Here is an 11,923-nt window from a genome sequence, read left to right as displayed (position 1 = left end):
ACAAAATAATAAATCGCCTTGTAAAAATCATAAGTAAAAAAAACGACCTTCAAAGAAGGCCGTTTTGGGTGCTCTAAATATTACTCTTTCGGTGTCGCGCTCTCAACCCGGCTCTTTAATTTTTGTCCAGGGCGGAAAGTTACAACACGGCGAGCTGTGATAGGAATATCTTCCCCTGTTTTCGGGTTACGACCAGGGCGCTGATTTTTATCACGCAGGTCAAAGTTTCCGAATCCAGACAGCTTCACCTGTTCTCCATTTTCCAGAGAACGACGCACTTCCTCAAAAAAGGCTTCTACAAGGTCTTTTGCATCGCGTTTGCTAACACCAAGTTTTTCAAACAGATTTTCTGCCATTTCAGCTTTTGTAAGCGCCATAGGTCTAGTCCCTCAAGGATGCTTGGAATCGCTGTTTCAATGCTGCTACACAGGTATTGACTGTTGCAGCAATCTCATCTTCTTCCAGAGTATGCTCGATATCCTGCAAGATTAAGCTAATAGCGAGGCTTTTATAACCCTCTGCTACTCCTTTACCACAATACACATCAAATAAGTTTATGCCAACTATTTGATTTCCGCCAACTTTCTTACATTCGGCTAAAATATCCTCTGCAGCTACATCATTCGGAACAACTACAGCAATATCTCTACGATTTGAAGGGAAACGTGAAACAGCTTTTGCTTGCGGTAAATTGCGGTTTGCAATAGCGTCCCAACGTACTTCAAATACAACCGTGCGGCCGTTTAAATCAAGTTTACGTTCAAGCTCTGGATGAACAACACCAATACAGCCAATATATTCATTTCTCAGATAAATCCCAGCACTTTGTCCCGGATGAAGGGCTGGATGCTCGGCTGATTTAAATGTAATTTCATCTAACTGGCCTGTCAATTCCAGAATCGATTCAATATTACCTTTCAAATCAAAGAAATCAACAGTTTGCTTATCTAAAGACCAATGTTCTTCATAACGGTTGCCCGCAATCACACCAGCAAGCATAAGTTCCTGACGTATTCCATATTCTGCTTGATTATCAGGAACAAAACGCAGACCTGCTTCAAATAACCTAACTCTGGTTTGTTGTCGGTTCTGATTGTAAACCACAGTTGTTAATAATCCTGTCAATAATGACAATCTCATTGCAGACATATCTGATGATATTGGATTAGGTAAAATTAACGCTTCTTCGTTAGGATGCAATAAACTTTGTACCTTAGGATCAACAAAGCTATAAGTAATCGCTTCTTGAAATCCATTATCTACCAGCATCGTTTTTACACGTTTTAATGGCAAGTTCGCTTCACGATGATTGGTCATAATTAAATCAGCGCGTAGTGGTACATCAGGAATATTGTTATAACCGTAAATACGGGCAACTTCTTCAATCAAATCTTCTTCGATTTGCACATCAAAGCGCCATGTTGGCACGGTTGCTAACCAACCATCATTCTCGACAGTAACACCAAAACCTAATCGAGTTAATGAATCGAGAACTTGTGCATCATCAATTTTATGACCTAATAAGCGGTCTAGTTTTGCACGAGTTAATTTAACTGGAGCAATATTGGGTAAAAATTCTTCATTTGTGACATCAATCACTTTACCAACTTCACCACCACACACTTCTAATAAAAGTTTAGTCGCACGTTCTATTGCTTTATATTGAAGCGCTGAATCAACGCCACGCTCATAACGATGAGATGCATCGGTATGTAAGCCATAACGGCGGGCGCGACCTGTGATTGATAATGGAGAGAAGAATGCACACTCTAAGAAGACATTTTTGGTTTCCGCATTCACACCTGAAGATTCACCACCAAAAATACCCGCCATTCCTAAAGCTTGTTTTTCATCAGCAATAACTAATACATCGTCTTTTAATGTAATTTCATTGCCATCAAGTAAAGTCAGTTTCTCACCATCTTTACCCATACGGACAACAACAGCTCCCTCAATACGATCAAGATCAAACGCATGTAGAGGCTGCCCCATTTCCAATAAAATCAGATTGGTAATATCAACAATTGGATCAATAGAACGGATCCCACCACGGCGCAGTTTTTCTTGCATCCATAAAGGTGTTTTGGCCTTCACATTCATATTAGTGAAAACACGACCTAAATAACGAGGACATGCTTGTGGCGCTTCAACTCGGACTGGGAATGTTGCCACAGAGGTCGCTTCTACTGGTGCCATATCTGGCACTTGACACTCCATTTTATTGACAACTGCGATATCACGAGCAACACCCATAATACTTAAGCAATCAGCACGGTTAGGTGTGATGCTAATTTCAATTGCATTATCATTAAGTTTTAAGTATTCACGAATATCCATGCCAATAGGCGCATCAGCAGGCAATTCAATAATACCGTCATGGCTTTCTGAAATAGCTAATTCAGAAAATGAACACAACATGCCTTCTGATGGTTCACCACGTAATTTGGCTGCCTTAATTTTGAAATCGCCAGGTAATACAGCGCCAACAGTTGCGACAGCAACTTTTAAACCTAAACGGCAATTAGGTGCACCACAAACGATATCTAATAATCTATCACCGCCGACGTTGACTTTTGTCACCCGCAGTTTATCAGCATTAGGGTGTTGTCCGCACTCAACAACTTCCCCCACATAAACACCGTGGAAATCACCGGCAACTTTTTCTACGCCATCAACTTCTAAACCCGCCATTGTCAGCTGTTCAGAAAGTTCTTCGCTAGTAATCGCTGGGTTTACCCACTCACGTAACCAAAGTTCACTGAATTTCATGAGATAATCCCACCTTATTTAAACTGTTTGAGGAAACGAAGATCATTTTCGAAGAATGAACGCAAATCAGTTACACCGTAACGTAACATTGTTAGGCGTTCCATACCCATACCGAACGCAAAACCTGAGTATACTTCAGGATCAATACCAACATTACGCAATACATTCGGGTGAACCATACCGCAGCCTAATACTTCCAGCCATTTACCATTTTTACCCATAACATCAACCTCTGCAGAAGGCTCTGTGAATGGGAAATAAGAAGGACGGAAGCGAATTTCCATATCTTCTTCAAAGAAGTTTTTTAGAAAATCGTGCAATGTGCCTTTTAAGTTGGTAAAGCTAATATCTTTATCAACAATCAGACCTTCAGTTTGATGGAACATTGGGGTATGCGTTTGGTCGTAATCATTACGATATACGCGACCAGGTGCAATAATACGGATAGGTGGCTGTTTGTCTTGCATGGTACGAATTTGCACACCTGAAGTTTGCGTACGTAACAAACGTTTTGCATCAAACCAGAATGTATCATGGTCTGCTCTTGCTGGATGATGAGCAGGGATATTTAACGCATCAAAGTTATGATAATCATCTTCAATTTCAGGGCCATTCTCAACAGAAAAGCCTAATTCGCCAAAGAAAGTTTCAATACGTTCAATAGTACGAGTGACTGGGTGAAGGCCACCATTTTCAATGCGACGACCAGGTAAAGAGACATCAATTTTCTCAGCAGATAGACGTTCATTTAATATTGCTGATTCCATCTGTTCTTTACGAGCATTCAGCGCTTGCTGAACCTCTTGTTTAGCCTGATTAATGACAGCCCCTGCAGCTGGACGATCTTCAGCGGGTAAGTCGCGCAGCGTGGACATCTGAAGCGTTAAATGACCTTTTTTCCCCAAGTATTCAACACGAACCGAATCCAGCGCAGCAACATCCTGTGCCTCTTCGATAGCTGCTTTAGCTTGAGCAACGAGTTCAGCGAGATGTGGCATCGTTTCCTCTTCCTTTGACCTGATGAGGTCTATTAGTTGTTATCAATGATGACGATTAAAAAATTGCCCTTTTTGGTTTCTCTCTCAATATGAGAGTTGAAAACAAAAAAGCCTCCATATTGGAGGCTTCAGGCGCTACTTTTCGTTTCTTTTCTTACGCGCAAAGCCCCCTAAATCAGGCGCTAAAGTAAAAAAAGAAGCGAAAAAAAGCAAAACTTAACATTATTTGTATCTCGTCGAGTATTAACTTATTGAATTTATATCATTAAGCCATAAATTCAAACAAAATAAAAGAGGGAGAAAACTCCCTCTTCTACTTACTGACTCATTAAGCCAGTGCACCTTTCGCTTTTTCAACAAGTGCAGCAAATGCTACTTTGTCGAATACAGCGATGTCAGCCAGAATCTTACGGTCGATTTCAATGGATGCTTTTTTCAGACCATTGATGAAACGGCTATAAGACATACCGTTCTGACGAGCTGCTGCGTTGATACGCGCAATCCACAGTTGACGGAACTGACGTTTTTTCTGACGACGGTCACGGTACGCATATTGACCAGCTTTGATAACAGCCTGAAAAGCAACACGATATACACGTGAACGTGCACCGTAATAACCTTTAGCTTGCTTTAAAATCTTTTTGTGACGAGCACGGGCGACAACGCCGCGTTTAGCACGAGCCATATTAATCTCCTAATGTCTTGAATTCTGTTAAAAAATGATACTTATGCGTATGGTAAGCAAGCTACGACCAGGCCTAAATCTCCTTTAGAGACCATGCCTTTTGGACGTAAATGACGTTTACGCTTAGTTGATTTTTTAGTCAGAATGTGACGGAGGTTAGCATGTTTGCGCTTAAAGCCACCACCTGCAGTTTTTTTAAAGCGTTTAGCTGCACCGCGTACTGTTTTAATCTTTGGCATTTCTATAATCCACTTCGCATTGTTAATAACATAAAATAATTAGGCGAATAACTACCAACTCCGAAGAGTTGGCGCTATTACTTGAGTTGCCCGACTATTTCTTCTTCGGTGCGAGCACCATGATCATCTGACGACCTTCAATCTTATTAGGGAAAGATTCAACAGTTGCCAGTTCATCCAAATCTTGACGGATACGGTTAAGCACTTCCATACCGATTTGTTGGTGCGCCATTTCACGACCACGAAAACGTAGTGTTACTTTAGCTTTATCGCCATCTTCAAGAAAACGAATCAGGTTGCGTAGTTTGACCTGATAGTCGCCTTCATCTGTACCAGGACGGAATTTAACTTCCTTGACCTGAATAACTTTTTGTTTCTTTTTCTGTTCTTTGAGAGTCTTACTTTTCTCATAGAGGAATTTGCCGTAGTCCATAATACGACAAACCGGCGGCTCGGCATTAGGACTAATTTCTACTAAATCAGCACCTGCTTCCTCGGCTTTCTCAAGAGCCTCTTTCAGACTAACAACACCAATCTGTTCGCCATCTAAACCTGTTAAACGAACTTCATGAGCGCGAATCTCACTGTTGATACGATTCTGACGCGTTGATTGAATTCTTTTTCCGCCTTTAATACCTTATTCCTCCAACTGATGAAGACTTCTGCTTCTAATTTCTTGCAGAAGCTTTTCTTTAAATTCGTTAACGTCGACACTGCCAAGGTCTTTTCCTCGGCGAGTACGAACCGCTACTTTGCCTGATTCGACTTCTTTATCACCGCAAACAAGCATGTACGGAACACGACGTAAAGTATGTTCACGAATTTTAAAGCCAATCTTCTCATTTCTCAAGTCTGCTTTTGCACGAATTCCGGCATCTTGCAATTCTTTGACGAGTTTTTGTACATAATCAGCCTGTCCATCCGTAATGTTCATCACGACAACCTGCTGTGGTGCTAACCAAGTCGGGAAGAACCCTGCGTATTCTTCTGTCAGAATACCAATAAAACGTTCTAACGAACCTAATACCGCTCGGTGAAGCATTACAGGTACTTTACGCTCATTATTTTCAGCAACGTAAGATGCATTTAATCGACCTGGGAGTGAGAAGTCCAGCTGTACTGTACCACACTGCCACGCACGATCTAAACAGTCGTAAAGTGTAAATTCAATTTTAGGGCCATAAAACGCCCCTTCGCCTGGCTGATATTCAAATTCAATATTATTATCAGTCAGCGCTTTTGCTAAGTCTGCTTCTGCGACATCCCATAAAGCATCTTCACCGATGCGTTTTTCTGGGCGAGTTGACAGCTTAACAACGATTTTTTCAAATCCGAAAGTAGAATATACATCATAAATCAATTTGATGCAGTCATTTACTTCACTTAATATTTGTTCTTCTGTGCAGAAGATGTGTGCATCGTCTTGTGTAAAGCCACGAACACGCATTAAACCGTGCAATGCACCTGATGGTTCATTACGATGACAACTACCAAATTCAGCCATACGTAATGGCAAATCACGGTAAGAACGCAGGCCTTGTTTAAATATTTGTACATGGCCCGGGCAATTCATTGGTTTGATGCAATATTCACGATTTTCTGAAGACGTTGTAAACATATGTTCTTTGTAGTTTTCCCAGTGACCTGTTTTTTCCCAAAGAACGCGATCCATCATAAATGGACCTTTTACTTCCTGATAATCATATTCTTTTAATTTACAACGCACAAATGTTTCTAACTCACGGAAAATTGTCCAGCCATCATTATGCCAGAATGCCATACCCGGCGCTTCTTCTTGCATATGATACAAATCAAGCTGTTTACCAATTTTACGGTGGTCGCGTTTTGCTGCTTCTTCCAAACGTTGCAAATAGGCTTTTAACTGTTTCTTATCAGCCCAAGCGGTACCATAAATGCGCTGTAGCATTTTGTTATCGCTATTACCACGCCAGTATGCGCCAGAAATTTTCTGTAATTTAAAATTATGACAGAAACGCATGTTTGGTACATGAGGACCACGGCACATATCAACATATTCTTGGTGATGATAAAGTCCTGGCTGCGAGTCTTGACTGATATTTTCGTCAAGAATAGCCACTTTATAATCTTCGCCTCGCGCAACAAAAGTGTCGCGGGCTTCGCGCCAGCTTACGCGTTTTTTAATAACGTCATAATCTGTTTTCGCCAACTCTAGCATACGTTTTTCTAGAGTTTCTAAGTCTTCCTGCGTCAAAGAGCGGTCTAAATCGACGTCATAGTAGAAGCCGTTTTCGATAACAGGACCAATCGCCATTTTGGTTTGAGGCCAAAGTTGTTTAATTGCATGTCCCAATAAGTGGGCACAAGAGTGACGAATAATCTCAAGACCTTCATCATCTTTGGCGGTAATAATTGCTAGATTGGCATCGTTTTCGATTAATTCACAGGCATCCACCAACTCACCATTAATACGACCTGCAATACAGGCTTTTGCGAGACCGGGGCCGATATCTGCAGCAACATCCATGACAGATACTGCATTTTCAAATTGACGTTGGCTTCCATCAGGAAGAGTAATAATTGGCATTTAAAATCCTTAATTACAGTGGTGACCCATACGCAAGATCACTTGCAAGCTTTTTATTTTATAAATTTTCAGTACGTTACGATAACTTCTCACTTTACCTCGCGAGGTATGTACACAATTATGCCTCTCTATTTACTAAGTAAATACCCATAACATAACCGAGCCTTATCGCAACTCAGTGTGAATATTATCACAGACCATAAGGATTTATACATTTATCTGTCTACATTTATTTAAGTGATACAAAGTAAAGATATAGCTGAGTACTTTATAACATTTAAAGCTCTTTTTTATCTCTTTAGCACCTTAAGCTGTGTTTTTATACAGTGAAAATTTCTTGAAAACTTATAAAAAAGAACCCCTTCTGAAAAACACATAAAAATAGGTTTATCAGCAAGAATGAAACAAAAAAAGATTTAGTTTCAACAGTCTTTGAAGATCCCCATTCCTGTGTAATTGCAGACTCTTTTCATTCTAAGAAAAATTAAGTTATTAATTTAGTTGCATCTAAAAAATCCAAGAGTGACAAAAAAATTTCAAAAAAGAATAATTAATTTATAAAAATTATTCTTTTTATTAAAAATAAATTTTATAAATGAGTAATTTTGCAATCTATTATTGATTTTATTATTATTGTATTAAGCGGAAACCGTGGCTTTAAAACAATATTCACTGGGGCGGTCCAGTTAAAAATAAAGGTATATAGTGTGTTTTATCTCAAACCTCGCCCTCGAAAACTTGTTTATGCAATCACTTTTGAATCTATTGCTATTTTATTAAGCGCCCTGTTGCTGGCAATTCTTAGCCAAAGCCAATCTCACAATTCACTACCCGTTGCCATTGCCGTCTCTGTTATTGCACTTATTTGGAATTACTTTTTCAATTCATTATTTGAATTTGTGGAATTTAAGCTAAAAATTCAAAAACGAAATGTGCTCACACGCCTTATACATGCTGTTAGTTTTGAATTAGGATTATTTCTCTTCACAATTCCACTCTATATGTGGTGGTACAATGTAGATTTTATAAAAGCGATGGGGATGGAATTAACTATTTTAGTGTTCTTTTTTATCTATACCTATATGTTTACATTAGTATTTGATAAGTTCTTTCCAAGAATATATACAACAAGCTAAATACTTTTTAGCCTACCTTAAAGATTAAATTGCTATAATTTTATTATAACTATTAACGTTATAACCCTCGATATTCATTAGGACTTTTACTAAAATACTGTCGGAACGCTTGGCTAAATGCAGAATGAGATTCATACCCCACAGCTAAAGCTATATTCTCAATATTACAAGGCGTGTGCCTTAATAATTCTGCAGCTTTAATTAATCGTTTTTGCGTCACATACTGCATTACTGATACATCTAATTCAGATTTCATTCTTCGTTGCAAAGTACTCACTGAAATATTAAATGTGATAGCAATATCTTTTGTAGTTAATGGCATATGCAATTTATTTTCTAACCATAAATCTAGATGATCTTGCCAACTTTTTTGGGGCTTCATTTGAGCTAATAATAAACGTGTTATTGTTGGATATTGCTCTGGTGCTTGAGGATATTGGCGTAACCAGTCTAATAATCCAATGGCTGCGGGAGATAAACTAAACTGCCCACCTTTTTCACTAAATTGCCATTGTGATGTAGTAGGAAGCTCTAATATAAGATTTTTATTATCAATACAGCCAGAAAAGGCATGATTTACAGTAGGCGGAATAATAAGACACTGCTGATGTGAGATCAGAAAATCTTCTCGATTAAAATTTACTTCCATCGAGCCAGATAGACCAAAAATAATCTGCCAAATATTATCGTGCTGATGTGACACCGTATCTTGTGTATAACATCGAAAATGTAATTCAGGCAATAGCAAAAGACGCTCCTACATATCAATCTTGCGACTTAGCTTACACTATAGCAAATCTTAGCCAATAATCGCTATATAAGATAAGAGCAAATACAAATAATAGTTAGGCTAACCGAGAGCCATTAGGTACTGGCAAATTAAACTCTGCCAGTACAATAGCACCTGATGCATCAGGTGCGCCGGTAATTAACACCTCAGACTTTATGCCTGCAATACGTTTAACTGGGAAATTACAGACGCATAAAATACGACGACCAATTAACTCTTCTGGTGCATAGTTTACTGTAATTTGAGCACTAGAGCGCTTTATACCAAGCTCACCTAAATCAACATCCATTACATATGCCGGCTTATTCGCTTTTTTATTTATCTCAGCACTAATAATTGTACCAACTCGCATTTCAACTCGTAAAAAATCATCCCATTCGATTGTATCTGACATTTTCGCTACCAAATTGTTAAATTTATTGGTACAGATTATCATGCTTCTCTGTTATTCATCTGTATCCAAATAGTCATAATCTGTTGCTAAAAATGCACGCTAGTTTTGCTCTGTAATTTTTATTTTTATACAAAATATTTTTATCTAATCCCCAAATAGCAATATCAATTCATAAAATTGTTATGTATAAAAAGTATTCTCAGTTCAATAAGAATTGAACTTACAACAGCAAAGAGAATACATGATGAAAAAAATGACTGATTGGACAATATTAGAAGGAAAACTGGTCCGTTTAGTACCATTAAACATGGAGCACTACTCAGAATTACTTGAGCTAATTGAAAAAGATAAACCCGATGAGCTTTGGTATACCACAGTGCCATCAGTCACAACATTAAAACAAGATATTGAATATAAAATTCAGTTACAAGAGCAGGGATTAATGCTGCCATTTGCAATTATTTCTACAGCAGATAACAGTGTGATAGGAATAACAACATTTATGAATGTAGATAACCAGACACCCCGCTTAGAAATTGGATCTACATGGTATGCAAAAAAAGTTCAAAGAACAGGTATTAATACTGAGGCTAAATATCTATTACTCACTTATGCTTTTGAATATTTACAATGTATTGCTGTTGAATTTCGTACTCATATATTAAATCAAACGAGCCGAAAAGCGATAGAACGCTTAGGTGCAAAGCTTGATGGAATATTACGTAATCATCGATTAACGACAGGGGGACAACGCAGAGATACCTGTATATACAGTATTACAGATTATGATTGGCCTGCAGTTAAAATACACCTGGAGTGGCTAATGAATAAATATAAATAAATACAAAGATTATTATCATCAAAGTAACTTTTATTGACTTTAATTTGTTATAATTATCATTCCTTAATTATCTATTATTGGGAGCTTTTATATTCCATGCACTCTGTTTACCAGTTTTTTCAAGCTATTGGCCTTGGTCTTATTTTACTTCTTCCTTTAACCAATCCATTAACAACAGTTGCTCTTTGGCTTGGTCTTTCAGGAAGTATGACCAAAGAACAGCGTAATCAGCAATCGTTAATGGCATGTGTTTATATTTTCATTATTATGACCATTGCGTTCTACGCTGGTCGAGTAATAATGACTACTTTTGGTATTTCTATTCCAGGTCTTCGTATTGCTGGCGGAATGATTGTTGCTTTTATTGGCTTTAGTATGTTATTTCCAAATACGCCGAATGTTGATGACCCTATAGATGATGATAAAAATCCTCATAGAAACCCACAAGCACCAAATATTTCTTTTGTGCCCTTAGCAATGCCAAGTACAGCAGGGCCTGGTACTATCGCAATGATCATTAGTACTGCCGCATCAATTCCTTCGCGTACAGATCTTGCACACTGGGTATTATATGTCGCCCCTATCACCACTTTCTTTTTAATTAGCTTACTCGTTTGGTTATCACTAAGAGGCTCTACAAAGATCATGAAATACCTTGGCCATAGTGGTATCGATGCTATTTCCCGCGTTATGGGATTTTTATTAATTTGTATGGGTGTTCAATTTGTAATTAATGGCGTTTTAGAAATCATTGCTGATCTGCCTACTTTATTACAACAAGTTCAATCTACAGCTAATTTGCCAGAATAATTATCTGTAGAGTGATACGCTGCTTTAACTTTCGCTAAATAGCGAGGTGCTTGAGCTGCTGGATGATTTTTTTCTACATAACGATAAAAATCATCTGCACTCATAGCATTAATCTTAGCTATTGCGTTGTCTCTATTATTATCAAATGTTCTTAGTAACGCCCCAGCACCATTCACATAAGCAAGGATAGTTGCATAATAAAGCGTTTCTGGGTTATTAATACCTGAAAGGTGACGCTCTCGCAGTAATTGGATATAAGCCGTACCCAAATCAATATTAGTGGCAGGGTCTTTTAACTGCGCTGTTGTTGGCTGACCGGATTTGCCTCTATTTTGATAAATATCTCTTCCTGCTGTTGATGCTTTAATTTGCATTAATCCAACAGCATTCGATTTACTAATCACTTCAGGTCTAAAGTTTGATTCAACTTGTATAATGGCTTTAATTAATGTTTCATCAACATCATAGCGAGCAGATGCTTGCTGAATATGTGAATCAAATGGTGTTGCTTTCCATTGAGCCGTAGAAATAGACGCATTATTTACCCGGTTTTCAATGGGTTTTGCCTTTAAAAATCGTGTTGAGCTATTTTGAACGGACTGTTTATTGTCATTAGCACAACCAGTCAAAAGTAAAATACACAGAGAAATTACGATTTTTCTTTTCACGCTTTATCCTTTCCATAAATAATGATA

The 11,923-nt window shown here is 38.2% G+C and carries 13 protein-coding genes and 1 other annotated feature; of the genes, 3 read left to right on the top strand and 10 right to left on the bottom strand.

Going from position 1 to position 11,923, the window contains the following annotated elements:
- Positions 1 to 80 precede the first annotated feature (80 nt).
- From ihfA to thrS, 7 genes are all read right to left on the bottom strand, one after another.
- Positions 81 to 377 (bottom strand): integration host factor subunit alpha, encoded by a 297-nt coding sequence (ihfA, locus tag M997_RS08635; protein ID WP_036937394.1) that lies wholly within the window; start codon positions 375 to 377, stop codon positions 81 to 83.
- 4 nt (positions 378 to 381) lie between these two features.
- On the bottom strand, positions 382 to 2,769 hold the full coding sequence (gene pheT, locus M997_RS08630; protein ID WP_064719711.1) for a phenylalanine--tRNA ligase subunit beta: 2,388 nt from the start codon (positions 2,767 to 2,769) through the stop codon (positions 382 to 384).
- Positions 2,770 to 2,783: 14 nt separating this feature from the next.
- On the bottom strand, positions 2,784 to 3,767 hold the full coding sequence (gene pheS / locus M997_RS08625) for a phenylalanine--tRNA ligase subunit alpha (RefSeq protein WP_064719710.1): 984 nt from the start codon (positions 3,765 to 3,767) through the stop codon (positions 2,784 to 2,786).
- Between the two features lie 101 nt (positions 3,768 to 3,868).
- Positions 3,869 to 3,991, bottom strand: a sequence feature (Phe leader region).
- Positions 3,992 to 4,095: 104 nt separating this feature from the next.
- The gene (rplT, locus tag M997_RS08620) at positions 4,096 to 4,452 is read right to left on the bottom strand and encodes a 50S ribosomal protein L20 (RefSeq protein ID WP_036937406.1); all 357 of its coding nucleotides are present in this window, start codon (positions 4,450 to 4,452) and stop codon (positions 4,096 to 4,098) included.
- Positions 4,453 to 4,493: 41 nt separating this feature from the next.
- Positions 4,494 to 4,691 carry a 50S ribosomal protein L35 gene (gene rpmI / locus M997_RS08615; protein ID WP_004263702.1) on the bottom strand — a complete coding sequence of 66 codons (198 nt, stop codon included), beginning with the start codon at positions 4,689 to 4,691 and terminating at the stop codon, positions 4,494 to 4,496.
- A gap of 94 nt (positions 4,692 to 4,785) precedes the next feature.
- Complete coding sequence (gene infC / locus M997_RS17200; protein WP_074379346.1) at positions 4,786 to 5,325, bottom strand: translation initiation factor IF-3; 540 nt, start codon at positions 5,323 to 5,325, stop codon at positions 4,786 to 4,788.
- Between the two features lie 3 nt (positions 5,326 to 5,328).
- Positions 5,329 to 7,257 carry a threonine--tRNA ligase gene (gene thrS / locus M997_RS08605; protein ID WP_064719708.1) on the bottom strand — a complete coding sequence of 643 codons (1,929 nt, stop codon included), beginning with the start codon at positions 7,255 to 7,257 and terminating at the stop codon, positions 5,329 to 5,331.
- Positions 7,258 to 7,964: 707 nt separating this feature from the next.
- Here thrS and M997_RS08600 point away from each other — a divergent pair.
- Positions 7,965 to 8,393, top strand: a complete 429-nt coding sequence (locus tag M997_RS08600) for a PACE efflux transporter (RefSeq protein ID WP_064719809.1) — start codon at positions 7,965 to 7,967, stop codon at positions 8,391 to 8,393.
- Between the two features lie 58 nt (positions 8,394 to 8,451).
- Here M997_RS08600 and M997_RS08595 read toward each other — a convergent pair whose 3' ends face one another.
- Positions 8,452 to 9,141, bottom strand: a complete 690-nt coding sequence (locus M997_RS08595) for a helix-turn-helix domain-containing protein (protein WP_064719707.1) — start codon at positions 9,139 to 9,141, stop codon at positions 8,452 to 8,454.
- 97 nt (positions 9,142 to 9,238) lie between these two features.
- Positions 9,239 to 9,577: a tRNA-binding protein gene (locus tag M997_RS08590; protein WP_064719706.1), complete on the bottom strand. Its 339-nt coding sequence runs from the start codon at positions 9,575 to 9,577 to the stop codon at positions 9,239 to 9,241.
- A gap of 244 nt (positions 9,578 to 9,821) precedes the next feature.
- Here M997_RS08590 and M997_RS08585 point away from each other — a divergent pair, with 244 nt between their 5' ends.
- Positions 9,822 to 10,418, top strand: a complete 597-nt coding sequence (locus M997_RS08585; protein ID WP_064719808.1) for a GNAT family N-acetyltransferase — start codon at positions 9,822 to 9,824, stop codon at positions 10,416 to 10,418.
- A 96-nt stretch (positions 10,419 to 10,514) separates the two neighbouring features.
- On the top strand, positions 10,515 to 11,228 hold the full coding sequence (locus tag M997_RS08580) for a MarC family NAAT transporter (RefSeq protein WP_064719705.1): 714 nt from the start codon (positions 10,515 to 10,517) through the stop codon (positions 11,226 to 11,228).
- Here the strand turns inward: M997_RS08580 and M997_RS08575 are convergent.
- Positions 11,201 to 11,896: a transglycosylase SLT domain-containing protein gene (locus M997_RS08575; RefSeq protein ID WP_064719704.1), complete on the bottom strand. Its 696-nt coding sequence runs from the start codon at positions 11,894 to 11,896 to the stop codon at positions 11,201 to 11,203. The genes M997_RS08580 and M997_RS08575 overlap by 28 nt on opposite strands.
- Positions 11,897 to 11,923: the final 27 nt, after the last annotated feature.

Source organism: Proteus hauseri ATCC 700826 (assembly GCF_001654965.1).
GTDB lineage: Bacteria > Pseudomonadota > Gammaproteobacteria > Enterobacterales > Enterobacteriaceae > Proteus > Proteus hauseri.
Note: the sequence above shows the minus strand (reverse complement) of the source record. Positions and strands in the feature narration are given on the sequence as shown.